Raw genomic sequence first — 22960 nt, 5'->3', positions numbered from 1 at the left:
TGCAATATAGAAAGAAAGGTGAAAAAATAAATGGAAAAATATCGTATTGATCAAAGTAAAGGATTGGAGTTTGGCATTTATACACTAGGAGATCATTTGCCAAATCCTTTAACAGGAGAGAGAATTTCTGCAGAACAACGCATTCGTGAAATAATTGAATATGCTAAATTAGCCGATCAGGCTGGTATTGACTTTTTTAGTGTAGGGGAAAGTCATCAGGAATTTTTTGCAACGCAAGCACATGCTGTTGTTCTTTCAGCAATTGCTCAGGCGACAGAAAAAATTAAAATAGCAAGCTCCTCTACGATTATTAGCACATCAGATCCAGTGCGTGTCTTTGAGAATTTTGCTACGCTTGATTTGATTTCAGGAGGACGTGCGGAAATCGTTGCTGGTCGTGCTTCAAGAATAGGGCTATTTGATTTATTAGGCTATAGTGTTCGTGATTACGAAGGGTTGTTTGAGGAAAAATTTGATTTGTTACTGAAAATTAATGAAGAAGAAGTTGTAAATTGGAGTGGTGAATTCCGTGCGCCATTGAGGAATGCAGAGGTTCTTCCGCGTCCGCAAAATGGTTCAATGCCGATTTGGCGTGCAGTAGGTGGATCACCTGCTAGTGCGATTAAGGCTGGTAATGCTGGTGTTCCGATGTTTATGGCTCATTTAGGTGGACCTGCAACTATTTTCAAACGGACGGTTGATGCCTATCGTGATGCTGCTCAAAATAGCGGTTTTGATCCATCAGAGCTACCGGTTGCAACGGCTGGTTTTTTCTATGCGGCTGAAACATCACAGCAAGCTCTAAAAGATATGTATCCTCATATAAATGAAGGGATGAAACGAACGAACGGACAAGGATTTCCGAAGCAGCACTTTGCCCAGGGTGTAGATCCGCATAATGTCATGAATATAGGTAGTCCCCAGGAAATCATTGAAAAAATTCTTTATCAGCATGAACTATTTGGTCATCAGCGTTATATCGCCCAAATCGATTTCGGTGGTGTACCATTTGAACGTTTAATGAAAAATATTGAATTAATCGGTACAGAAATTTTGCCGGCAATTAAGAAATATACGGCGAACAACTAGGAGGGGTAACATGAAGATTGTCGGATTATCAGGTTCAAAAGTTGGTTCGAAAACGAGAATAGCAATGGATTATTCAGTTAAATCTCTTACGGAAAAATTCCCAAATACGGAAGCGACATTGATTGATCTAGCTGAATATGATGTTCAGTTTAGTGATGGTCGTAACTATTTGGATTATGTAGGCGACACGGGATATGTAGTCAAAACCATCATGGAAGCAGATGCAATTATTATTGGAACACCTATATTTCAGGCGTCGATCCCCGCTACATTGAAAAATATTTTTGATTTACTTCCCGTAAATGCATTTCGTGATAAAGTTGTTAGCATGCTTGTAACAGCGGGTTCGTCAAAGCATTACTTAATTGCAGAACAACAATTAAAACCTATTTTAGCTTATATGAAAGCGCAAATCGTTCAGACATATGTATTTATTGAGGAAACGGATTTCTATCAAAAAGAAATTACAAACGATGATGTATTATTCCGCATCGATCGTTTGGTTGAAGATACAGTAGTATTAACAGAAACATTCACGAAAATTCGTGAGGTGAAAGAAGCGGAATATAATTTTTAAATGTTTCAGTACCACGACCTAAAAGAGGTTTTCCTAAAAGTATCGCTTGACAGAATTGTTCCACGCTAAAAAAAGTCAGTGCACGCGTTCAATAAGTGTACTGTCTTTTTTTAGTATATAGGTTATATACCGATGAGCATCAAAAAACGGGACAAGATAATTTTCTTTAGATGCAGTACTCTTTTGCTGTATAATTAAAAAGGGGTAGATCCTTTTTCGCAGGAGGGGAAAAGATGACCAATCATAACAGATCACGTGAGCATATACTAAATCAATTAAGAAACATATTAAATGAGACTTTATTTGAAGAAAATGTAAGGGTGATTTTGTTTGGTTCGTGGGCGCGTAAAGAAGAAAAACAAAGTTCTGATATTGATATTGCTATTGAAGAAATGGAACAAATCCCTTCTTTTAAGTGGTTAGAGATAATGGATAGGATTGAAGAATCAACCATTCCGTATCATGTTGATATTGTTAATTTAAAGAATGCAAGTTCAGCTCTTATTCAGAATGTAAAAGAGGAGGGAATAATATGGAAAGAATTCAAGAACGATTAAGATCAGCAGAAAAAGCATTAGGTTCATTACAAGAACTTGTTCTAATAGATCAACCAAATGAAGTAGAAAGGGATGCTTTAATTCAACGTTTTAAATTCACTTTTGAGGCTTGTTGGAAAGCAGCGAAACAATATTTATACGATGTTGAAGGAGTAGATGTTGGATCGCCAAAAGGTGTGATTCGAAGTTGTCGAGAAATAAATATGTTTAATGAGGAAGAAACTATTCTTGGTTTATATATGGTTAATGACAGAAATCTTACTGTACATACATATAACGAGGAAGTTGCTATAAAAATACAATCGAATATAAATTCTTACTTTTCTCTCATGTCTAACTGGATTCAAAAAATGCGAACTAGGATCTAATATCTGGAAATAACCGTATTCACTAACTATATGAGAGATGCAATACAAAAGATCTGTCCATAAACAAATCGGACAGCCATTTACCTTGACCGTTCTAGGATTAGAAAAGATGAGCAAGTACTAAAGTACCTCGCTCACCTAGCTGTTCAAAGCCTTTAATACACCTTGTCACCATTAAAGATTGAATTCTTCACGACGACATAATCTACATTACGGATTGCTTCTAACTTGTTTCCACCCGCATAGGAAATAGAAGATTGAAGATCTTGCTCCATTTCTTCCAAAGTATCCTGTAAAGAACCTTTGTGCTCGACATACATTTTCTTACCTTCCACATTCTTCTTTTCACCTTTTTGAAACTCTGATGCGGATCCAAAGTATTCTTTGTAAAGCTTTCCATCCTTCTCAATTGTCTCTCCAGGAGATTCTTCATGCCCAGCAAATAAGGAACCAATCATGACCATAGTAGCACCAAATCGAATAGATTTTGCTATATCTCCATGTGTCCGAATGCCTCCGTCTGCAATAATCGGTTTACTAGCTGCCTTTGCACACCAACGTAATGCAGCGAGTTGCCAGCCGCCAGTTCCAAATCCAGTTTTAATTTTCGTGATACATACCTTACCTGGTCCAATGCCAACTTTTGTCGCGTCCGCACCGGCATGTTCTAATTCTCTAACTGCTTCTGGGGTTCCGACATTTCCTGCAATCACGAAACTATCAGGTAACAGTTTCTTAATATGCTTAATCATCTTTATTACTGCATTGGAATGACCATGGGCAATATCAATCGTAATGTATTCTGGTGAAATGGATGCATCTGCTAATTGTTGAATAAATTTATACTCTTCTTCTTTTACGCCAACACTAATAGAAGCGATTAATCCTCGTGATTTCATATCTTTAATAAAAGAGATTCGTTTTTCCGGTTCAAAACGGTGCATAACATAAAAGTAATCATTTTCCGCTAATGAAATTGCAATCTTTTCGTCTATAATAGTCTGCATATTTGCAGGCACCACTGGTAACTTGAATGTGTGTTTGCCTAAGCTGATCGTTGTATCACATTCAGATCGGCTATTCACAACACATTTTGCGGGAATCAATTGAATATCTTCATAATCAAATGCGTTTTCCATGACTTCCACCCCTAAATACGAATATTAAAGTGCATTAAATGTAAAATGTACGTCCATTGATAAATTTACAATATTTTATTTGGCATGTCAAACTAGCGGGTTTCTGATCATTCGCGCTTTTTTAAAAAAACAATGACTGAACTAAATGGCATTCATGAATCCATATAGGTACATAGCTTTGATATTCAAAGGATGTATATGAATCCAATTTAAGTAGATTGAAACAGAAATGTAATATTCATATAACATTTCTGTTATTTTTCAATGTTATACTACTAAGTACCTAGTTTAATAGATGGACTAGATTGATAGACGTACGCAAACATTAAAACGTTTACATAAGATTTTTGATAGATTTAAAAGAGGGTGAGGGGAAAAAGTGGTAAAGGATAAGCTCGCAATATTAGGTATTCTTGTTGTCGTTGTTTTAGCAACTACTGTTACAGATTCTCCTAAGGTTCAGGCTGAAACGAAAACAAAGGATCAAATTGAAGAAGAACGTACAGAAATAAAAGAAAAAATTTCTCAGGCTAATGAAGAAATTGGACAAGCGCAGTCTGAATTGGAGGCATTAACAAAACAAATCGAGCGTGTAAAACAAGCGGTGATCGACAATCAAAAGACGATCGATGAGACAAAACAAAAAATAGACGCTACTAAATCTGAAGTAAATAAATTGGACAAAGAAACTTCTGCTCTCGAGAGAAGTATAAATGAGCGTTATAACATATTAAAGGAACGTGCTAAATCCATCCAGCAAAGTGGCGGAGATATTGGTTATTTAGAAGTTGTGTTTGGCTCCACTAGTTTTGGTGATTTTGTAAATCGGTTGTTTGCTGTAGCTAAAATTATGGAGGCAGACGCTAGCTTAATAGAAGGAATAGAGAGAAGTAAGGAAGAGTTAGAGGAGAAAAAGAATGCGGTTGAAAAGAAACTAGATAATCTTACTAGTATGAAAACAGAATTAGAGGGAATGCAAGGTCAGATTCTTGAACAAAAGAAACAGAACGAACTGTTAGTGGAACAACTCAAACAAAAGAAACAAGGGAATCTTGCTTTAAAGGCTGCATTACAACAGGAAGATTCTAGTCTTGTTGAACAGGCTTCTAATCTTGAGCAAACTACTGAAAAAGTAGAGACTAGTAAGCCTCAAGTTAAACCATTGAGTCTGGAACAACCGAAACAAGAACAACAAAAGTCTAGCAATGAGGATACTTCAAAGCTAACAGATACGAATGACAAAATTCAAACATTGATTAACTCTGGATATAAATACATAGGAAATTCCGTATATGTTTTTGGTGGTGGAAGAAATGCGTATGACATTGCCAATGGACGATTTGATTGCTCTGGTTTTATTAAATGGGCATTTGCCCAAGCTGGTGTAAATGTTGGTGCAAGTACAGATATTCTGAAGTACGAGGGGCGTCAAGTTTCTCCAGCTGACATGCGACCAGGGGATCTTGTTTTTTATGATACGTACAAAATAGATGGACATGCTGGAATTTATATGGGAGACGGTAAATTCATTGGTTCTCAAAGCTCTACTGGTGTAGCAATTGTAGATATGTCGAATACATATTGGAAACAACGCTTTAATGGACGGGTAGTTCGAATAATAGAATAAGAAGTGCAGACCATTGAATTAAGTAAGAAAAAGCCTTCTTGGAAGGCTTTTTCTTAACCAAATCACAGCTTATTTACTGTAATGTTTTCAGTGAGAACTGGCCAGTTTTGTGGGAATGGTAATCCTAACACCCAATAACTAATTCCACGTAGACCGTATTCTATTGCTGTATTATATTTTACTTCCATACTCCTAGCATCTTCAAACCATACTTCGCGCTCCTGTCCTGCTTCATTTACATAGCGGAAAAAAGGAGATTGATATTTTTCGTCATACTGAATAGATACCCCGTATTTGGCGGCAATTTGGACAGCTTGCTTTGGGCTTACTGTTCGAGCAAATGTACCAGATACCCATGGGATCTTCCAATCACGACCATACAATGGTGCGCCCATCATGATTTTGTTGCGTGGTATTTTTGTAACGGCATAGTCAAGCACCCTTCTTACTTCATTGATCGGTGCAATGGCCCATGGTCTTCCTCCAGCCCAGCCCCATTCATAGGTCATGATGACGACAAAATCAACAATCTCACCATGTGCAGCATAATCATGGGCCTCATACAAAAGTCCAACCTGATCTTCTTTTATTTTAGGTGCAATAGCTGTAGAAACAGAGTAGCCTTCTGGATGTAAGCGAGCAACTACATTGCGAAGAAAGTTATTATAATTTTCTCGATCCTCAGGATAAACGTATTCAAAATCAATGTTTAGCCCTGTATATCCTTTTTCACGCATGACTTTTAATACGTTCGTAATGACAGTATCCTGAAGTTCGGGATTACGCAACAATGTTGCCGCCTTATCAGAACCGAATTTCCCACCAACAAAATTTGTTAAAACAAGAAGTGGTGCGACATTATTCCTACGTGCTGCCGTGATTAAAGGTTCGTCATTTAAAGTAGAAATGGATCCATCTTCTGTAAAACCATAACTAAAGGGACTAAGATAAGTGAAATACTGTCCAAGTGATGAAACGATTTGTGCCCCTTCTTCACCTGTAATCGTCGTATAGGCGTTAACATCCATAACAGGTTTTGGACTTTCTGGAATGGTGATAACTTGCCCCACTAAAAGCATGCCAGGATTCTGAATTTGATTTGCCTCTACAATAGCTTCTACTGTTGTACCATATTGATTTGCGATTTTCCATAACGTATCGCCTGGTTTGATTGTATAAAGCTGAACGGGAATCGTTAAAACCTGCCCAACTGTAATAGCGTTAGCATCTTGTAATTGGTTTGCTTCTACTATTGCTTGAATGGTCGTACCATAACGCCTGGCAATCGCCCAAAGCGCATCGCCAGGTTGAACCACATATTCCTGGTAGGGATTAGGAATAACTAATGCCTGCCCAACTACCAACATATTTGGATTATCTAAACCATTTGCCCGTATAATTTGGTTCATACTTACATTATAATTTTGTGCGATTTGCCAAAGTGTTTCGCCTCTATTTACAACATGAATTTGCATCACAATCTCTCCTTGAAAACTTTCTCCTATACAATATTCAAGTAAGTGTGATGTGTTCATGCCCCATATTTTAAAGAACGTAAAAATAAATAGATAGAAAATGGGCTAGACTCCCTGTAAGGATAAATAAATGAAAAATTTCATGAAAGCCCATTTGCTTAAACGATAGAAAGCTAGGTTTTAGCCAATAGATAATCCCGCCAATTGTATAAATAATTCCTCCACCAATGAGTAACAGAATTCCAGTTGTGCGTATTGAATCCGCCAATGGGGCAACGAAAAATACAACAATCCAACCCATACTAATGTATAATCCAGTTGATAACCATCTCGGACTGTGAAACCATATTAGTTTGTAAGCAACTCCTAACAATGCCAGTGATTGGATCACAATGAAAAGAATCCAGCCTGTTTTACCTCCCAATGTAATGAGGGTTAATGGGGTGTATGTTCCAGCAATTAATACGTAAATCATTGAATGATCTATTTTTCTAAGAAAGGCAATTGTTTTATCACTAGCCACAACGAGATGATACGTTGCAGAAGCGGCATAGAGAAGGATCATACTGATACCGAAAATACTGACTGCAACAATCGGAAGGACAGATGTTGTAGTCTCGATGGCTTTCGTTATTAAAGCGTATAAACCGAAAATAGAAAGTACAGCACCGAATAGGTGGGTGAACCCGTTGATTGGTTCGCGGATATATGTACCCATTAAAAAGGAAACCTCCATTATTATATGTAGTTTTTAATACTATATATAATAATATAACTATTACATGATGTAGTCAATCTTTACGATTCTGTGTTTGTAAAGTATAATAAGAAAAAAACAAATGGAGTTTTTGCTATGAAAAATATGGATGAGTTGATGTCTAATTTAGTAGAACAAAATAATTTAGAAATAGAAGACATACCAGATATAGACTTGTATATGGATCAGGTCATTCAATTGTTTGAAAACAAGTTTACGCATACGAAACGTCATCAAGACGAAAAAGTGTTAACAAAAACAATGATTAACAATTATGCCAAAGGAAAGCTGTTTTTTCCCATTAAAAATAAAAAATATTCAAAGGAGCATTTATTATTGATCAGTCTCATTTATCAGCTGAAGGGTGCTTTATCGATCAATGATATTAAAAAGGTGCTGGATGGAGTAAACGATAAAATATTAGAAGAAGAAAAATTTGACTTAGATAAACTATATGAAAGTTATCTCTATTTAGCGGAACAAAACAGTAACAGGTTTAAAAAGAATGTTGAAATTTCCTCAATGGAGATCCGTGATCAGGTGAAAGAGCTCAACGACAAAGATTCAGACTATATAGAAACGTTTTTATCGATCGCCTCTTTGGTTCATATAAGTAACTTGTACCGAAAAACCGCTGAAAAAATGATTGATGAAATTACGAATGACACTGGAAATGAATGAACCATTTGAATTCATGTTATAATTGGCAAAAAATGAATGTCTTTGTCTTTAGTTATTTCCTATAAACTTATGGAAGGACTGGAGTGATCGAATGCTGACAAAAAAAGAAAGAAATATGATTATTGAATTTTCTAAAGAACATCTACATGCCTCTATCCTCTATTTGTTTGGTTCCTATGCAACTGGTTTGGAAAATCCGAATAGTGATATTGATCTAGCCTACGCTAGTAATCGATCCTTATCTGATTCCGAACGGTTTTTTTTGGCACAGGATTTAGCCAATATATTAAACAAGGATGTCGACCTTATTGATTTACGTAAAGCAAATGATGTGCTTTCCATTCAAGTTCTAAAAAATGGACTCATACTTTATCAGTCGAATTCGACAGAGCGTGCATACATGGAAGTGGTAATGATGAAGAAGTATGCACGTTTAAATGAAGAACGGGCTTCATTTCTTGAGGATTTTAAAAGTGAGGGATCAAGTAATGATTGATCAGGATTTGGTAATGAATAAAACGCTAATTATTGAACGATGTTTGCGAAGAATGGAAGAAGAGTATCAGGGAAAAAGGGAAAACCTTACTAATTTTACAAAACAGGATTCTATTATTTTAAATTTGCAACGATGCTGTGAAGCTGCAATAGATTTGGCTATGCATGTGTGCCGTGCAAAGCAGTTAGGTGTACCACAGACTAGCCGTGAGTCGTTTGAAATGCTTGTAAACAATAACCTTCTTTCAAACTCTATTGTGAAAAATATGAAATCAATGGTGGGCTTTCGGAATATAGCTATTCACGACTATCAACAATTAAATCTAGATGTATTAGAGACTATTTTGAATGATCATCTTGACGACTTTAAAAAATATGTACAGGAAGTCAAGCAAATTTGAAAAAATGCGAATGAAGAAAAGCGCTGGACAACTCCGCTGTATGCGTAATAGCACCCAAATTTTATACTTTCTTTACTTTCAAAAAAGGTAAACTCTTTGATGAAAAGAGTTTACCTTTAAATATAGAATTAACAGTATTGGTCATATGCTCTTGTTAAATTTTCCACTATGTCTTCTATGTCATGATCTTCAATCTCTTCACGAGGTACAAAATGGAGAACCTCCCCATTTTTCGTTAATGCGATCGAAGGAGAAGAGGGCTCCTTTCCTTTAAAATAATCCCTCATTCTTTGGGTTGCTTCCTTATCCTGACCAGCAAAGACAGTAACAAGATTAACTGGTTTTTTATCATGCTCTAGTGATTTTCGGACAGCTGGGCGAGCAAGTCCTGCAGCACAACCACAAACGGAATTGACTACGACTAAGGATGTACCAGGAGCGGTTGTAACAAAATCATCTACTTGTTTAGGTGTCACAAGCTCTTTAAAACCAACATTCGTAAGCTCTTCTCGCATAGGCTGAGCTACTTCCTTCATGTATTGTTCATATGGATTCATATTAATTTTCCTCCTTTTTTTGCTGTGTAGCTTGTGTCATTTGGTGCCAAACGGATCCTTTTGCTGCTTCGCCACCTTCAATTCTTTCAATCGCCATTTTTACTTGCATTTGAACTTCAAATTCAGGATCGTCTGCAGCTTTGTGTAACGCTGGTAGAGCAGTTTCATCACCAATCTCATATAAAAACATCGCAGCCCGCCATCGGACTAGTTTATTTGGATCGGAAAGGGAATAAGTCATTTCTGGTATTGCTTGTTTAAATCCTAAATCTGAAAGGCAATCTCCAGCGGTTCTTCGCACGTTTACTGCTTTGTCCTTTAGTGCTTTATATAGAAGAGGAAGTACTTCTGGCTCCTCTATCATGCCAAGATATGCTGTGGCTAGACGTCTAATGGATGCCTTTTCATCATCAAGTGCCTTTTGTAATATGGGAAGGTCTTCAAAGGTAGGTTCTCCCATCTGGTCTAATCCAGCATATCGTTTTTTCCAGTCGGGGTTGTCAAGTTCTAAAGTAAGTTGTCCACCCCTTGGAGAAGGTTTCTCTTTCTCAGATTTGTCTTCTAGTGCAAGGTTTACCAGTTGATCTAGACGCTTCTCATCATAGCTCGCACCAATCTCTTCCACTACATCTTTCCCAATATCTTCAACGGAACCATAACGCGGTTTTTGCTCCACCCATTTTCGCTCCATCACGAAATTCGGAGATGCTTCAGATGCTTTTAAGGCAGCATCCATAAACATTTCGGGTAAACCAAATCGTTGTTCTGCCGCACCGTCTTCTAATTTTACTTGCATCGGAATATCTCGGAACATTTGGATAAAAACTTTTACTTCTCCAAAGTGGTCGGTTGGCGTGGCTGAAGTAGATGGATCTGTCAAAATTTCATCTTCCCCAAAAACACGTCTTGCTTGAGGTAATATTGTTTCCCAAGCAATTCTGGCGTTTCTTTCCAATGCGATAAAGTCTGCCACATGGTAGATGCCTTTTACTCCATCAATTTCAAATAATCTTTGTATAAAATCTGGGGCGGTATCGAGCTGGTCACCTTGTTTATAGTTATGATTCTGGCCATCGGGTAATGATTTATTTAAGTTCAATTTCATCGAATTAGGGCTTGGCGTTGGTTCAATGGACAAGAGTTTCATTTAGTGTCCTCCTTGTTTCGTTCTTATGTGTACTTTATCAAATTCACAATTAATTTTCCAAGAGAGAGCATTATTTTTTACAGTATAGGAATTACTTCCGTTAATTGCCAAAAATCCATCCAAAAATAACCCTTTTAGAGCAAATAGCGTCCTGTGAGTCCGCTAAACTGTGGAAAACCAGTCTTTTTCCGAAAATAGCGTCCTCTCAGTCCGCATAGAAATCTTAGCGGACTGAGAGGCCCTTATTTGGCCAAAATCCATGGTTTTAATGAGTTTCGCGGACTGAGAGGCCGTTAATTGCCAAAAAGCCATCCAAAAATAACCCTTTTAGAGCAAATAGCGTCCTGTGAGTCCGCTAAACTGTGGAAAACCAGTCTTTTTCCGAAAATAGCGTCCTCTCAGTCCGCATAGAATTTTTAGCGGACTGAGAGGCCCTTATTTGGCCAAAATCCATGGTTTTAATGAGTTTCGCGGACTGAGAGGCCGTTAATTGCCAAAAAGCCATCCAAAAATAACCCTTTTAGAGCAAATAAGGTCCTGTGAGTCCGCTAAACCGTTGAAAACCAGCCTTTTTCCGAAAATAGCGGCCTCTCAGTCCGCATAGAAATCTTAGCGGACTGAGAGGCCCTTATTCGGCCAAAATCCATGGTTTTGATGAGTTTAGCGGACTGAGAGGACGTTAATTGCCAAAAATCCATCCGTAAATAGCCCTTTTAAAGCAAATAGGGTCCTGTGAGTCCGCTAAACCGTTGAAAACCAGCCTTTTTCCGAAAATAGCGTCCTCTCAGTCCGCATAGAAATTTTAGCGGACTGAGAGGCCCTTATTCGGCCAAAATCCATGGTTTTGATGAGTTTAGCGGACTGAGAGGACGTTAATTGCCCAAAATCCATCCGTAAATAGCCCTTTTAAAGCAAATAGGGTCCTGTGAGTCCGCTAAACCGTTGAAAACCAGTCTTTTTCCGAAAATAGCTTCCTCTCAGTCCGCATAGAAATTTTAGCGGACTGAGAGGCCCTTATTTGGCCAAAATCCATGGTTTTAATGAGTTTCGCGGACTTGGAGTCTTTTTAACATATTTTAAGCTTGCATACAAAACATTAGGTTGAGGGAAAAGTAATAATGTAAGGAGGTTGTTTGATAAATGGTGAACAAAAACAAAATCCTTGTCCCTGAAGCAAGAGAAGGGCTGGATCAATTAAAAGCAAAAGTGACCAATGAAAAAAATCCGAATAATGCTAAATTTGAAGTGGCAAAAGAACAAGGCATCCCCCTTGATAAAGGATATAACGGTGAAATGAAAGCGAAGGATGCAGGGAAAATAGGCGGTAATATTGGTGGTAACATGGTTCGTGAGCTAGTCAAAATGGGACAGCAACAGATAAATCAAGAAAAATAAGTGCTGAAAAGGGCGAATTAGATACTAATTCGCCCTTTTCAGCAAGTTGCTGCTTAATAAATCATATGTACTCGCAGCCAGCCTCTCACACCATTAATAAACCAGATCGCCTCGCACGATTCCAGTTTATCTTTATTAACGATTCTTTCTTCTATAGTCCCTTCGTCAAGTAATGCTTGTCGATACGTACCTGCCAATAAACCACACGAAACGGGAGGCGTATACAGCCTACCATCTATTTGCACCACAAGGTTTCCTGTTGTGAATTCGGTAAGTTGGTTTTGTTGATTCCAAAGTAGAACTGAAAAGGCGTTTGTTGGTGCGGTGTTCTGGTGCTTTTCATAGATCAAACGATGGGTTGTTTTATGATACAAAAAAGGATCCTGCTCATCAATTGCCTCGCTCGCTAAATAACAAGTTACTGGTTCGACAATCGGCGAAATCGGTACTTTTTCCACAGTGGTATTACCTGATCGATCTAATAGTAATCGAACTTTGTAGGCTCCAATTGGATTTTTCTTAGCAAAGTGTGTGAGTCTTTTTTTTGTTTCTTGTAGGTCAATCGGAATGGTGAAATAGTCAGCCGATTCTTTGAGGCGGTTCAGATGGTACGATTCTAATGCATACTGTTTATTTTCAAATTTTAATGTTTCGAGTAATGCAAAATCTGACCTTTTTTCGGTTAGCAGCTTCGCCTTTGTTAAGAGTTCTTCATACTCGCCTTTTGCCGTTGAATCCCAAGTGACCCCACCACCTGTTCCGTATGTAGCCATTTCTTTTTCGGTATCAACGATAACCGTTCGAATGGGCACACTAAAAGTAGCTTTCCGGTTAGGGGGGATATATCCAATTGCTCCACAGTAAACCCCTCTTGGGGATTGTTCGAGTTCGGCTATTTTTTCCATCGTACGAATCTTAGGCGCACCAGTTATAGAACCACAAGGAAATAAGGAATGAAACCATTCAAAGACAGTTGTGCAATCTTTTAATTCTGCCTCAATAGTGGAGGTCATTTGATGTACAGTTGGGTAGGTCTCGACTTCAAACAACCTTGGGACATGTATCGTTCCTGTCTTCGCAATTCTGCCAAGGTCGTTTCGTAGTAGATCAACAATCATCACATTTTCTGCCTGTTCTTTTTCAGAGTTTTTAAGTCCTTCTTTATAAGAACGGTCTTCTTGTGCGGAACGTCCACGTCGTGCTGTTCCCTTCATTGGCTTGGTCATTATTTTCTGTTCGTTCACACGAAAAAATAGTTCTGGTGAAGCGGAAAGGATCTGATACTTGCCAAGATCCAAGAAGGCACAATAGTCTGCTTGCTGATTCATTTTTAATTGCTCATAAAATGCTTTCCCATCGCCAGTAAAGGAAGCATTTAATCGAACAGTGTAGTTTGCTTGATACGATTCCCCTGTTTCAATAGCTTTTTTAATTTGAGCGATTCCTTTTTGGTAGTCTTGATAGCTTGTATCTAGGCTCCAATCCGATATATGATAGGTGCCAACTGGCCTGTTTTGACCGTTTGTTTCGGATGGTGCTTCAAAAATTCCGAACCAAACTAGTGGCATCACTGGATTTGAGTGAACACGATAAGCTGGATCAAATACTGGCGCAGCCTCGTAGGATACATAGCCTGCGATGTAATACCCCTCATTTAGTGCTTTTTCCACTTGGTCAAAAATGAAGGGGACAACTGATATGTCCTTTGTCTCCAAAACGTTAATCGGATCGGAAAAAATCACAGGCTTTTTCTCTGATTCTTCGTCATTATAATCAAACTTAAGATAAGGTCTCAAATTTATCCCCCCAACGTATGTGCGATTTGATTATTATCATTATAACGAGTATTGTATACTATTTCTAATTAGCTGAAAGATAATAGAGAAACGTCACAAATTCTCCATACTTTCCAGATAATATGATATACATAGATACAAGATCTTTGGTATCATGATAGAGGATATTATACTACTATATTTGAGGGATGCGTGTATGAAAAATATACATCAACTAAAAGTTATCGGAATGGCACTTTTTTTTATTTTTTTTCTGTCACCAACTCAAACTTTTGCACATAAACCCGAGAAAATTCTGGAGGATGGGGACAATTTGTTCCAGCAATATAGTTGGATCGAAATAATTAACCCAGTTGTGCTTTTATCTTTACTGGTGATTTATATTGCTTATCTTTTTGTTATAAAAAGGCGTACCAATTTAAAAATTTCTTTCTTAAAAAAAGTATCGTTTTTCTTTGGACTATTCACCACTTATATTGCATTAGCGGGTCCTATTTCCATTTTGGCAAATAATTCTATATTTAGCGCCCATATGCTTCAACAGTCACTTATGTATGTTGTTATGCCTCCTCTTATACTTGTGGGCTTACCAGAGGTGTTTTACCATTTTGTTGACAAAAAACTGTCAAAACCAGTTTTGCGTTTGTTGAAATCACCATTGATCGGCCTATTGTTGTTTAATTCACTTTGGTCTTTTTATCATATCCCTACATTTTATGAAAACATTTCGCATAATCTAGCCTTATTGCAGTTGACTCATGTTGTTATCACTTCTTCTGCATTTTTGATGTGGATACAAGTTTTGGCACCAGAGGGTGTGATAAGTAATTTATCGCCTTTAAAAAAAATCGGGTACATGTTTCTGAATGGAATGTTAATTACACCAGCGTGCGCATTAATTATTTTTTCACAAGATGTCTTATACTCATCCATGTTTCAAGCACCGATCTTGTTCTCGTGGCAGTCACCACTGGATGATCAGCAGTTAGGCGGCATTATTATGAAGATCGTTCAAGAATTTGCATATGGAAGTGTTATTGGCTACATATTCTATAAATGGGCAAAAGGAGAAAGGGCGAAAGATTCAAAAATTGATCCACGACCAGCAAGCGTGATCGAATAAGTATAAGAACGATTGTAAGGTAGTTAGCCAAAAGAGCTAACTACCTTTTGTGTGTATGGACTATCTTTTGTATAAATTAAGCTGGAAGAGACTTTTTAAAATCATAATACCAAAAGCAATTAGAGTTCGTATTGGAAGTTGGCATTTATTCCCTGTATTATGTATTATTTAGTTAGGTTATCCATTGAAGTCTATACTTGTTTACTTAACAATACATAGTGTGATGGAAATGTAGATTATTCAATAGAGGTGATAATGATGTCGGATTTTGATTTGATGTTTATAAAAAATGATCGGCAAAAGTCGTTAGTAGAAAAAGCAGGAAAACTTGCTTCTCGCGTAAAACAACGAGTGAAACAAACAGACAAAACTGGACTTTTTTCACTTGAAAATCTCCGTGATTTACAGGAAGAGAACTATGTCACACTTACTTTACCTGAATCTTATGGTGGGGAAAACATTTCATTATATGAGTTTCTGCTCGTTCAAGAAAAACTTGCACAGGGAGATGGATCAACAGCATTATCGATCGGTTGGCATTTAGGAGTAGTAAAAGAGCTGCATGAGGATCACTTGTGGGAAGAGGATACCTTCCGTAAATTTGCTACAGAAATTGGAAAGAACAAATCAATAGTAAATCGTGCCGCAACAGAGCCGGCTACAGGAAGTCCTGCTCGTGGTGGTATCCCAGAAACACGTGCGGTACGGGATGGAGATCACTATGTGGTCAATGGTCACAAATCATTTACTACTATGGCTAGTGTTCTTGATTATTTTCTTGTATCCGCCTATGTCGAAGAACAAGATACCGTTGGCTGGTTTCTTATTTATAAGGATATGCCAGGTATCCAAATTGACCATACATGGGATACGTTAGGAATGAGGGGAACGGGAAGTGACGATTTAATCCTAACGAACGTGAGACTTCCGCTGGAAATGTTGGTTGAAACAAAGACAAATAAAAAGCCTTCACCAAAAGGATGGCTGCTACACATACCAGCTTGTTATTTAGGCATTGCAATTGCCGCTCGTAATGACGCGATTCATTTTGCGAAAAACTACCAGCCAAATAGTTTAAACACACCAATAGCAGAAGTTCCACATATCAAACAAAAGATTGGGGAAATAGATTTAGAATTAGTAAAAGCAAGACACTTTATGTACGCTGTTGCCCATAAGTGGGACACCGACCCTGATAGTAGAGCAGAAATGGGAGCAGAACTAGCGGCTGTAAAAACAACTGCCACTAATGCCGCGAACCTTGTCGTTGATTTAGCAATGCGTATCGTTGGTGGCCGTGGCCTTTCTAAGCAATATCAATTTGAACAATATTACAGGGATGTAAGAGCCGGTCTGCACAATCCGCCAATGGATGATATGGTAATTGAAATGTTGGCAAATCAAGCGTTAAGAAGTTAAGGCAGACACCGAATAAAATGGATGAAAAAAGGGGTATTTCCTTATTGAGAAATACCCCTTTAGTTCGTTCTCATCTCACTATAATTTATCTTTACCTCCACGCAATCGGATATAGTCTGTTTCAGCAGTCTCCTCTGCAGCTTCCGTTTGGAAATTACGATTGATCACATGAGTGTTATTGCGTTTATCATCATTATGGAGCACTTGATTTTTCATGTAAATATGAAAAACAGCTTCCCCAATCGCAATGAAAACGGAAGCAAACAATGATGCTGCTATGATCTGCCCATTGGCTTCAATGAACATAGAGCTTAGTAACCAAATGGAAACGAATGCTAACCCAAAATCTGCTATGGTGGCAAACACATTACCGTATCGAGGCAGTATATATAAATCCCCAATTGCATAAGCAATTCCAGTAACGAGCAATGTGATGATGAAAATATTGCCCAATGTTGCATTGTAGAATATTCCTAAAATCGAAAATAAAACTACCCCGATTACGATTAATTTAATTCCGATTGCTTTTGCATGATTCATGTGTAGGACATCCTTTCTAGAATGAACTATTTTTAGTTTCTCCTGGATCAAACAAAATACTATTCCAAATACAGGGAAAGGCGAGTGTTATTTTTAAAGTAGTAATCTGAGGTCAAAAACATAAGAAAAGACAAGTAAATAAAAGAAAAAGAATGATGATAGACGCTTACATGGCATTTTGGAATTAAATCACGACATGTTACACTTCATTTTGTTATAAACGGTATTGGCTTTCATAAAGATGAAAGTCTGATTCATGTTTAATCAAAAGGTTTCAGGCAATCCGACGCCACGGCCTGACTATCCCTTTTGAATGTTAAAATACAGAGAGGTGTAGAATTGAATATTGAATCGATAAAACAAAATTGGTTTGGGAATGTTAAAGGCGATGTTTTGGCAGGGATGGTTGTTGCACTTGCGCTTATTCCAGAGGCGATAGCTTTTTCCATTATTGCTGGTGTTGACCCAATGGTTGGTCTGTATGCCTCTTTTTGCATTGCTGTCATCATTTCTTTTGTTGGTGGTCGACCTGCAATGATCTCTGCAGCAACTGGTGCAATGGCGTTGTTAATGGTTACATTAGTAGCTGATTATGGTTTGCAGTATTTACTAGCAGCCACTATTTTAACAGGGATTATTCAAATTGTGATGGGATATTTAAAAATTGCGAAATTCATGAAATTTGTTCCTCGATCTGTCATGATTGGATTTGTCAATGCTCTTGCTATTTTAATTTTTATGGCGCAGTTAGAGCATTTTGTTGGTGAGTCTTGGCAAATGTACGCTATGGTAGGTGGAGCTTTAGTAGTTATTTATCTTTTACCTAAATTAACAAAAATAGTCCCGTCCCCATTGGTGGCAATTATAGTAATTACGATCGTAGCAATTTACACAGGTAGTGAAGTAAGAACTGTTGGAGATATGGGGGAGTTAACACAGGCATTACCTATTTTTCTAATTCCTAGTATTCCTTTAACACTTGAAACACTAATGATTATTTTTCCGGTTTCTTTAGCCCTTGCTATTGTTGGCCTGCTTGAATCTTTTCTTACGGCACAGATTGTTGATGACATGACAGACACCGAAAGTAACAAAAATAAGGAAGCAAAAGGACAAGGTGCAGCAAACATTGTAACAGGTTTTTTTGGTGGAATGGCAGGTTGCGCGATGATCGGTCAATCGGTAATCAACGTTAAGTCAGGTGGTAATGGTCGACTGTCTACGTTGACAGCAGGTGTTTTTTTGATGATTCTTATACTTGTTTTTAATGACCTACTTGTGCAGATTCCGATGGCTGCGCTTGTTGGCGTAATGATTATGGTGTCGATTGGAACATTTGATTGGTCATCATTAACAACGATTCATTTAATGCCTAAGTCAGATGCGGTTGTAATGATTGTAACTGTAGTAACAGTTGTATGGACACACGACTTATCAAAAGGGGTATTTGCAGGAATAATATTAAGTGCCATCTTCTTTGCAGCTAAGATCTCGAAAGTCGATGTTAAAAGCATAATGGTGGAAGGTGGGAAAAAGAAAATATACCATGTTCACGGCCAACTCTTTTTCGCATCCGTTACCGACTTTGTGAACTGCTTTGACTTTAAAGAGGATATTGACATGATCGATCTTGATTTGAAAAATGCACATTTATGGGATGACTCAGCAGTAGGAGCAATTGATAAAATTGTGTTGAAATATAAAGAAAATGGAACAATAGTGCATGTTCTTGGACTAAACGAAGATAGCTCAACGTTAATTAAAAAGAGAGCCGTTTACAACAAAGAAAATGTTAAAATAGCGAATCATTAATTTTAAAATGATTTTAGGGTTTTAGACCCCCACCTCTAAGCGAAGCGTAGTTGGGAACTTCCAATCAGGTGGAGTCGAGACTCCATCTGATTCCCCGATGTTTCAGCTTGCTGAAACGAGTTCGCTTTAGAATGTACACTCCTTTTATAAAGGGGTGTATTTTTATATGAAAGTTCTTCAGCTTGAATGTTATAATGATTGAAACATAATTTATTGGAGGTCAATGCATGTTTAACGCAATCCTTTTAGCTTCTGATGGATCAAATCATGCACTTCGGGCAACAGATAAGGCAATTTTATTAGCTAAGCATAATCCAGATGCTGTGATTACAATTGTATACATAGTAGATAGCTCCAAGTCTAAATCTGATGTATTACACCACTCGAATCCAATTGAAATTGATCAACGAAGAAAAGAAAAATTATTACTTACGGAACAGAAAATAAAAAAAGCTAGTATTGCATATGAAGTGAAAATTTTGCATGGAGAGCCAGGACCTGCCATTGTCAAATATGCAAATGGGAATAACATAGACATATGTGTTATTGGCAGCAGAGGATTGAACTCCCTACAGGAAATGGTGTTAGGAAGTGTAAGCCATAAGGTGGCGAAACGTGCTAATTGTCCAGTAATGATCGTAAAGTAGGTGGAGAAATACGGAAATTCCCCACCTACTTTCTTTATTGTTTATATTGTGGTTCTTGTGTTTCGATATACTGTAAACGGGCGTTCAAATTGTCTAAAATTTGTTGCTGTTGATTTCCTAGATTCTGAAACATTTGTTTTGCTGCTTGATCTTGTGTTTCCAATGAAAAACTATGCAAATTAGCCAACACGCTTTCACAGCTAGAAATTGTCTGTTGAATTTTTGTTCCTACTGTCAACACTGCCACCTCCTCTGGTTCTTTATTAAGGTTTCCCTGTTCAGCTGGTATTATGTCTTGTCATTTGTTAGAATTAGTAGGATTTTTGATGCTCATTGTAGAGGGATAGGAGGAATTCTATTTGAGAAGAAATAATCATTGGTTCATCGTAATAATTGCTGGTATTTTTGAAATTGGCTGGGTTATTGGCTTAAAACACGCTTCCAACGGGTTGGAGTGGGTCGGAACTGTTTTTGCCATTTTTGTAAGTATGTATTTGTTGATCATTGCCTCGAAACAACTCCCAGTTGGAACTGCTTATGCTGTCTTTACTGGAATTGGAACTGCGGGAACGACCACTCTAGAAATCATCTTGTTTGGGGCACCCTTTAAGCTTGCAAAAGTGTTATTAATTGGACTACTACTTGCTGGTATTATCGGTCTTAAAACAGCTTCATATAGCGAACATAAAGATGAGAAAGAGGAGGGTTATTCGTAAATGGCATGGGTTTTGTTAGTTATTGCTGGGATTTCAGAAACACTAGGGGTTATAGGAATTAATCAAATCAATCGAAGCAAAAATGTGCTCTCTTACGCAATTCTCTTGGGCGGATTTACCTCAAGTTTCGTTTTTTTATCACTTGCAATGGAAAGCATCACAATGAGTACAGCATATGCTATTTGGACTGGCATCGGCACCGTTGGCAGTGTCATAATTGGAATCATTTTTTATAATGAAGCACATGATTGGAAACGAATTCTATGTATCGGACTCGTATTGACCGCTGCAGTAGGGCTGAAATTAATCGATTAGCACTGGCGTTATCCTATTTATGATTTTACGTCTTTTGCAGGCTTGCTCTTCCGAAATACAAGGTATCGCATCAATAAATAACTCGTAGATGAAGATAAAAACATAGCCACTCCCTTAGAAATATTATGGTTGATAAATTTAGGAACTTGGATAAAGAACCCATCCTTCAGAAGTTCGTAAAACCCAATAAAAACTAAGTTACTAACAAGTAATGCAATCAAGGCCTGAAATGTAAATAAGCCAATCTGTTTATAATTAAAATTGGCCCTGTGGCTAAACGTATATTTGGAATTCCAAATATAGCTATTTATAATCGCTAATGTATAGGAAATCGTATTGAAAATTAACAGGGTTGATGCACCTTCTGTTGGCCATAAAAATAATAGTACATTTAGTGAACCGATATCAATAAGTGCATTAGCAATGCCAATAAAGCTGAATTGTATAATTTGTATTTTTGTTTTTTGTGCCATATTACCAATCGCTTTCCTCTAGTGGTGTCTACATTAGTATGCCATTTTCTCTCATAAATAAAATAATACCGATACCTTATTCTAACAAAGTCCAACGAAAAGGAACAATTAATAAGATAAGATTATTTACATCAAGAACGCTTTTGACTTGGCATGGTAGATATTTAAGGAATGAATGAAGCTTGATAAAATAAATGAGTCAAATTTTCCAGCATCCCGTATTAAAATTTGAAGCGCCTCATGAGCTGGAATTTCATCTTTATAAGGGCGTTTTAATGTTAGAGCAGAATAAACATCAACAATCATTAATATTCTTAATTCCAAATTGATTGCTTCAGACGTATGACGATCAGGGTAACCGGATCCATCTAGTCTTTCATGATGTGAGCGTGCAAAAGGTGCTAAGCTTGTAAGGCCATAGTCGTCAAGTATCGATGCTCCTTCCAACGTATGTCGCTTAATGGAGTCAAATTCTTGAAAGGTGAGCTTCCCGTTCTTGTGTAAAATTTCCTGGGATATCATTAATTTTCCGATGTCATGAAAGAGATAGCCTGCCGCACACTCGATTAAGTTATTTGCAGCATGTTTTTTGGCTAGCAATGTTCCAAGCACAAAAACATCAAAAGAATGAATATAGGCATAGGAATCCCAATTTTTTAGTTGTTCCGTCATCGAATGGAACCCATATGCTTGGTGAACGTGGATGTAAATGTTTTTTAACAAAGCAATAGTCTCATTATTTTGTAGTAGTTGTCCGTACCGATGCTCGCGACCCACGACTGCAAGATTTTGAAAGAACAGTTCTTCTATTTTTTGTATGTGTACATGTTCCTGATGCTGAGCTAATCCATTAGTCCCGTCGTTCAGTAAATCGTCATCGAAAGGGTTCTCTCCTAAGACAATGCTTGTGTGTTTATTTTGCATTCGTTTTCGCAATTGTTTTGCCCCCTTTTATCAACCACATTTTGAACATCCTCTATTATGAAAAAATGTTCATTTGAAGACTGTTTTTGTACTGTTTACGATCTGTTCGTTCCTCCATATCTAACAAAATGTTTAAAGGTATACCGAGAGCGACAGAAATTTTATTCAAATTTAAAATGGACACATTTCTTTTCCCTGTTTCAATTTCCGTATAATAAGACCTAGAAAATCCTGCAACCGCTGAAAGATTCTCTTGTGTGAACCCTTTTTCTAAACGATGATATTTTAGTTTATCGCCAAGTCTTTGCAATAGTACCACCTCATCCGTTTTGGTTTGCGTAAGCATGTTCATCCCCCTCGTAAAATACTTAAAGTGCGTGTTCAAAAATTCGACAAATTAGAAGCAAGCAGGTCGAGGCGGCGTAGTTTTGAGTAGCGCAGCGAAAGCTTGTTGCTTCGAAAGCATTACCTCGCACGAAGAAAAAGTGTTCTTCTTTTTCTGAGGATATGCTTTTAATACGTGAGCAAAAGGAATGCTTCCCCGAATAAACTTCGCACGCAGGAAAAGCGGATTTCTTTTCCAAGGAACGGAGAAACAAGCCATTTAAGGAATACAGGCTAAGACCGCCACGTCTTGTGGCAACGCCTGCATGACCCACATCGTGTGGGCCCGAGATGCGCCGCTTATCATTTGGTGACTTTTTGAACATCCTCTTGAATATAAAAAGGCTACCCCACAGAGGTAGCCAAAGTACACTATCTCCGAGCAACTGGCTGACTTAGCAAATTCATGCCGTAGTCCCTATAGTTTTGCGTCACTGTTTTTCAACAGTTTTGCCTTTGTTCGAATAATTCATTTTGTAGGTTAAATTACCTAGTTAAGTTCTTTTTTCTATAATATTGCAAAATAAATGCATTTTTCCACCCGAT

Annotated in this window: 26 protein-coding genes and 1 riboswitch; of the genes, 15 read left to right on the top strand and 11 right to left on the bottom strand. The window is 37.6% G+C overall.

What is annotated here, in order from left to right; all coding sequences use genetic code 11:
- Positions 1 to 30: 30 nt before the first annotated feature.
- From NC797_RS00595 to NC797_RS00580, 4 genes are all read left to right on the top strand, one after another.
- Positions 31 to 1089 carry an LLM class flavin-dependent oxidoreductase gene (locus tag NC797_RS00595; RefSeq protein WP_272434645.1) on the top strand — a complete coding sequence of 353 codons (1059 nt, stop codon included), beginning with the start codon at positions 31 to 33 and terminating at the stop codon, positions 1087 to 1089.
- 10 nt (positions 1090 to 1099) lie between these two features.
- Positions 1100 to 1666 (top strand): NADPH-dependent FMN reductase, encoded by a 567-nt coding sequence (locus NC797_RS00590; protein ID WP_272434644.1) that lies wholly within the window; start codon positions 1100 to 1102, stop codon positions 1664 to 1666.
- A 233-nt stretch (positions 1667 to 1899) separates the two neighbouring features.
- A complete protein-coding gene (locus NC797_RS00585; protein ID WP_272434643.1) occupies positions 1900 to 2223 on the top strand; it encodes a nucleotidyltransferase family protein in 324 nt (107 codons plus the stop codon).
- Positions 2199 to 2591 carry an HI0074 family nucleotidyltransferase substrate-binding subunit gene (locus NC797_RS00580; protein WP_272434642.1) on the top strand — a complete coding sequence of 131 codons (393 nt, stop codon included), beginning with the start codon at positions 2199 to 2201 and terminating at the stop codon, positions 2589 to 2591. Before NC797_RS00585 ends, NC797_RS00580 begins: the two co-directional genes overlap by 25 nt.
- A gap of 155 nt (positions 2592 to 2746) precedes the next feature.
- Here NC797_RS00580 and guaC read toward each other — a convergent pair whose 3' ends face one another.
- A complete protein-coding gene (gene guaC, locus NC797_RS00575; RefSeq protein ID WP_272434641.1) occupies positions 2747 to 3730 on the bottom strand; it encodes a GMP reductase in 984 nt (327 codons plus the stop codon).
- Positions 3731 to 4109: 379 nt separating this feature from the next.
- Between guaC and NC797_RS00570 the strand changes: the two genes are divergently transcribed.
- Entirely contained in the window at positions 4110 to 5357 is a 1248-nt protein-coding gene (locus tag NC797_RS00570; RefSeq protein WP_272434640.1) for a coiled-coil domain-containing protein, read from the top strand.
- A gap of 62 nt (positions 5358 to 5419) precedes the next feature.
- Here the strand turns inward: NC797_RS00570 and NC797_RS00565 are convergent, their stop codons facing one another.
- Both NC797_RS00565 and trhA read right to left on the bottom strand, forming a co-directional pair.
- Positions 5420 to 6832, bottom strand: coding sequence for a glycoside hydrolase family 18 protein (locus NC797_RS00565; RefSeq protein WP_272434639.1), 1413 nt, complete (start codon positions 6830 to 6832; stop codon positions 5420 to 5422).
- A gap of 70 nt (positions 6833 to 6902) precedes the next feature.
- Complete coding sequence (gene trhA, locus NC797_RS00560; RefSeq protein WP_272434638.1) at positions 6903 to 7550, bottom strand: PAQR family membrane homeostasis protein TrhA; 648 nt, start codon at positions 7548 to 7550, stop codon at positions 6903 to 6905.
- Between the two features lie 135 nt (positions 7551 to 7685).
- Here trhA and NC797_RS00555 point away from each other — a divergent pair, with 135 nt between their 5' ends.
- From NC797_RS00555 to hepT, 3 genes are all read left to right on the top strand, one after another.
- Complete coding sequence (locus NC797_RS00555; protein ID WP_272434637.1) at positions 7686 to 8270, top strand: DUF1836 domain-containing protein; 585 nt, start codon at positions 7686 to 7688, stop codon at positions 8268 to 8270.
- Positions 8271 to 8361: 91 nt separating this feature from the next.
- A complete protein-coding gene (mntA, locus tag NC797_RS00550) occupies positions 8362 to 8766 on the top strand; it encodes a type VII toxin-antitoxin system MntA family adenylyltransferase antitoxin (protein ID WP_272434636.1) in 405 nt (134 codons plus the stop codon).
- Positions 8759 to 9166: a type VII toxin-antitoxin system HepT family RNase toxin gene (hepT, locus tag NC797_RS00545; RefSeq protein ID WP_417168666.1), complete on the top strand. Its 408-nt coding sequence runs from the start codon at positions 8759 to 8761 to the stop codon at positions 9164 to 9166. The genes mntA and hepT overlap by 8 nt, the downstream gene beginning before the upstream one ends.
- 128 nt (positions 9167 to 9294) lie before the next feature.
- On the opposite strand, the gene NC797_RS00540 is transcribed toward hepT, so the two are convergent.
- Together NC797_RS00540 and NC797_RS00535 are read right to left on the bottom strand one after the other, a co-directional pair.
- Positions 9295 to 9723, bottom strand: coding sequence for a BrxA/BrxB family bacilliredoxin (locus NC797_RS00540; RefSeq protein WP_272434635.1), 429 nt, complete (start codon positions 9721 to 9723; stop codon positions 9295 to 9297).
- A 1-nt stretch (position 9724) separates the two neighbouring features.
- Positions 9725 to 10870 carry a conserved virulence factor C family protein gene (locus NC797_RS00535; RefSeq protein WP_272434634.1) on the bottom strand — a complete coding sequence of 382 codons (1146 nt, stop codon included), beginning with the start codon at positions 10868 to 10870 and terminating at the stop codon, positions 9725 to 9727.
- 1140 nt (positions 10871 to 12010) lie between these two features.
- On the opposite strand from NC797_RS00535, the gene NC797_RS00530 reads away from it, so the two are divergent.
- A complete protein-coding gene (locus tag NC797_RS00530; RefSeq protein ID WP_272434633.1) occupies positions 12011 to 12265 on the top strand; it encodes a small, acid-soluble spore protein, alpha/beta type in 255 nt (84 codons plus the stop codon).
- Between the two features lie 53 nt (positions 12266 to 12318).
- Here the strand turns inward: NC797_RS00530 and pabB are convergent, their stop codons facing one another.
- Positions 12319 to 14061, bottom strand: a complete 1743-nt coding sequence (pabB, locus tag NC797_RS00525) for an aminodeoxychorismate synthase component I (RefSeq protein WP_272434631.1) — start codon at positions 14059 to 14061, stop codon at positions 12319 to 12321.
- 154 nt (positions 14062 to 14215) lie between these two features.
- Between pabB and NC797_RS00520 the strand changes: the two genes are divergently transcribed.
- Both NC797_RS00520 and NC797_RS00515 read left to right on the top strand, forming a co-directional pair.
- Positions 14216 to 15184 carry a cytochrome c oxidase assembly protein gene (locus NC797_RS00520; protein WP_417168665.1) on the top strand — a complete coding sequence of 323 codons (969 nt, stop codon included), beginning with the start codon at positions 14216 to 14218 and terminating at the stop codon, positions 15182 to 15184.
- 258 nt (positions 15185 to 15442) lie between these two features.
- The gene (locus NC797_RS00515; protein ID WP_272434628.1) at positions 15443 to 16603 is read left to right on the top strand and encodes an acyl-CoA dehydrogenase family protein; all 1161 of its coding nucleotides are present in this window, start codon (positions 15443 to 15445) and stop codon (positions 16601 to 16603) included.
- 78 nt (positions 16604 to 16681) lie between these two features.
- On the opposite strand, the gene NC797_RS00510 is transcribed toward NC797_RS00515, so the two are convergent.
- A complete protein-coding gene (locus NC797_RS00510; RefSeq protein ID WP_272434627.1) occupies positions 16682 to 17143 on the bottom strand; it encodes a YndM family protein in 462 nt (153 codons plus the stop codon).
- 339 nt (positions 17144 to 17482) lie between these two features.
- On the opposite strand from NC797_RS00510, the gene NC797_RS00505 reads away from it, so the two are divergent.
- Together NC797_RS00505 and NC797_RS00500 are read left to right on the top strand one after the other, a co-directional pair.
- Entirely contained in the window at positions 17483 to 18955 is a 1473-nt protein-coding gene (locus NC797_RS00505) for a SulP family inorganic anion transporter (protein WP_272434626.1), read from the top strand.
- A 227-nt stretch (positions 18956 to 19182) separates the two neighbouring features.
- Positions 19183 to 19602: a universal stress protein gene (locus NC797_RS00500; protein ID WP_272434625.1), complete on the top strand. Its 420-nt coding sequence runs from the start codon at positions 19183 to 19185 to the stop codon at positions 19600 to 19602.
- Positions 19603 to 19636: 34 nt separating this feature from the next.
- Here NC797_RS00500 and NC797_RS00495 read toward each other — a convergent pair whose 3' ends face one another.
- A complete protein-coding gene (locus NC797_RS00495) occupies positions 19637 to 19843 on the bottom strand; it encodes a DUF1657 domain-containing protein (RefSeq protein WP_334313176.1) in 207 nt (68 codons plus the stop codon).
- Between the two features lie 118 nt (positions 19844 to 19961).
- On the opposite strand from NC797_RS00495, the gene NC797_RS00490 reads away from it, so the two are divergent.
- Together NC797_RS00490 and NC797_RS00485 are read left to right on the top strand one after the other, a co-directional pair.
- Complete coding sequence (locus NC797_RS00490; protein WP_272434623.1) at positions 19962 to 20318, top strand: DMT family transporter; 357 nt, start codon at positions 19962 to 19964, stop codon at positions 20316 to 20318.
- Complete coding sequence (locus tag NC797_RS00485; RefSeq protein ID WP_272434622.1) at positions 20319 to 20633, top strand: DMT family transporter; 315 nt, start codon at positions 20319 to 20321, stop codon at positions 20631 to 20633.
- 17 nt (positions 20634 to 20650) lie between these two features.
- Here the strand turns inward: NC797_RS00485 and NC797_RS00480 are convergent, their stop codons facing one another.
- The 3 genes from NC797_RS00480 to NC797_RS00470 all read right to left on the bottom strand — a co-directional run bounded on the left by NC797_RS00480 (position 20651) and on the right by NC797_RS00470 (position 22376).
- Positions 20651 to 21106: a GtrA family protein gene (locus NC797_RS00480; protein WP_272434620.1), complete on the bottom strand. Its 456-nt coding sequence runs from the start codon at positions 21104 to 21106 to the stop codon at positions 20651 to 20653.
- 126 nt (positions 21107 to 21232) lie between these two features.
- The gene (locus NC797_RS00475) at positions 21233 to 22042 is read right to left on the bottom strand and encodes an HD-GYP domain-containing protein (protein ID WP_272434619.1); all 810 of its coding nucleotides are present in this window, start codon (positions 22040 to 22042) and stop codon (positions 21233 to 21235) included.
- Positions 22043 to 22085: 43 nt separating this feature from the next.
- Positions 22086 to 22376 (bottom strand): helix-turn-helix domain-containing protein, encoded by a 291-nt coding sequence (locus NC797_RS00470; protein WP_272434617.1) that lies wholly within the window; start codon positions 22374 to 22376, stop codon positions 22086 to 22088.
- 416 nt (positions 22377 to 22792) lie between these two features.
- Positions 22793 to 22879, bottom strand: a riboswitch (cyclic di-GMP riboswitch).
- Positions 22880 to 22960: the final 81 nt, after the last annotated feature.

Origin of the sequence: Terrihalobacillus insolitus (genome assembly GCF_028416575.1) — a bacterium.
Classification (GTDB): Bacteria; Bacillota; Bacilli; order Bacillales; family Amphibacillaceae; genus Terrihalobacillus; species Terrihalobacillus insolitus.
Note: the sequence above shows the minus strand (reverse complement) of the source record. Positions and strands in the feature narration are given on the sequence as shown.

What these genes read in the sequence shown, in the direction of transcription:
- NC797_RS00595 (WP_272434645.1), top strand. Translation starts at nt 31, where the DNA reads ATGGAAAAATATCGTATTGATCAAAGTAAAGGATTGGAGTTTGGCATT.
- NC797_RS00590 (WP_272434644.1), top strand. Translation starts at nt 1,100, where the DNA reads ATGAAGATTGTCGGATTATCAGGTTCAAAAGTTGGTTCGAAAACGAGA.
- NC797_RS00585 (WP_272434643.1), top strand. Translation starts at nt 1,900, where the DNA reads ATGACCAATCATAACAGATCACGTGAGCATATACTAAATCAATTAAGA.
- NC797_RS00580 (WP_272434642.1), top strand. Translation starts at nt 2,199, where the DNA reads ATGGAAAGAATTCAAGAACGATTAAGATCAGCAGAAAAAGCATTAGGT.
- guaC (WP_272434641.1), bottom strand. Translation starts at nt 3,730, where the DNA reads ATGGAAAACGCATTTGATTATGAAGATATTCAATTGATTCCCGCAAAA.
- NC797_RS00565 (WP_272434639.1), bottom strand. Translation starts at nt 6,832, where the DNA reads ATGCAAATTCATGTTGTAAATAGAGGCGAAACACTTTGGCAAATCGCA.
- trhA (WP_272434638.1), bottom strand. Translation starts at nt 7,550, where the DNA reads ATGGGTACATATATCCGCGAACCAATCAACGGGTTCACCCACCTATTC.
- NC797_RS00555 (WP_272434637.1), top strand. Translation starts at nt 7,686, where the DNA reads ATGAAAAATATGGATGAGTTGATGTCTAATTTAGTAGAACAAAATAAT.
- mntA (WP_272434636.1), top strand. Translation starts at nt 8,362, where the DNA reads ATGCTGACAAAAAAAGAAAGAAATATGATTATTGAATTTTCTAAAGAA.
- hepT (WP_417168666.1), top strand. Translation starts at nt 8,759, where the DNA reads ATGATTGATCAGGATTTGGTAATGAATAAAACGCTAATTATTGAACGA.
- NC797_RS00540 (WP_272434635.1), bottom strand. Translation starts at nt 9,723, where the DNA reads ATGAATCCATATGAACAATACATGAAGGAAGTAGCTCAGCCTATGCGA.
- NC797_RS00535 (WP_272434634.1), bottom strand. Translation starts at nt 10,870, where the DNA reads ATGAAACTCTTGTCCATTGAACCAACGCCAAGCCCTAATTCGATGAAA.
- NC797_RS00530 (WP_272434633.1), top strand. Translation starts at nt 12,011, where the DNA reads ATGGTGAACAAAAACAAAATCCTTGTCCCTGAAGCAAGAGAAGGGCTG.
- NC797_RS00520 (WP_417168665.1), top strand. Translation starts at nt 14,216, where the DNA reads ATGATAGAGGATATTATACTACTATATTTGAGGGATGCGTGTATGAAA.
- NC797_RS00515 (WP_272434628.1), top strand. Translation starts at nt 15,443, where the DNA reads ATGTCGGATTTTGATTTGATGTTTATAAAAAATGATCGGCAAAAGTCG.
- NC797_RS00510 (WP_272434627.1), bottom strand. Translation starts at nt 17,143, where the DNA reads ATGAATCATGCAAAAGCAATCGGAATTAAATTAATCGTAATCGGGGTA.
- NC797_RS00500 (WP_272434625.1), top strand. Translation starts at nt 19,183, where the DNA reads ATGTTTAACGCAATCCTTTTAGCTTCTGATGGATCAAATCATGCACTT.
- NC797_RS00485 (WP_272434622.1), top strand. Translation starts at nt 20,319, where the DNA reads ATGGCATGGGTTTTGTTAGTTATTGCTGGGATTTCAGAAACACTAGGG.
- NC797_RS00480 (WP_272434620.1), bottom strand. Translation starts at nt 21,106, where the DNA reads ATGGCACAAAAAACAAAAATACAAATTATACAATTCAGCTTTATTGGC.
- NC797_RS00470 (WP_272434617.1), bottom strand. Translation starts at nt 22,376, where the DNA reads ATGCTTACGCAAACCAAAACGGATGAGGTGGTACTATTGCAAAGACTT.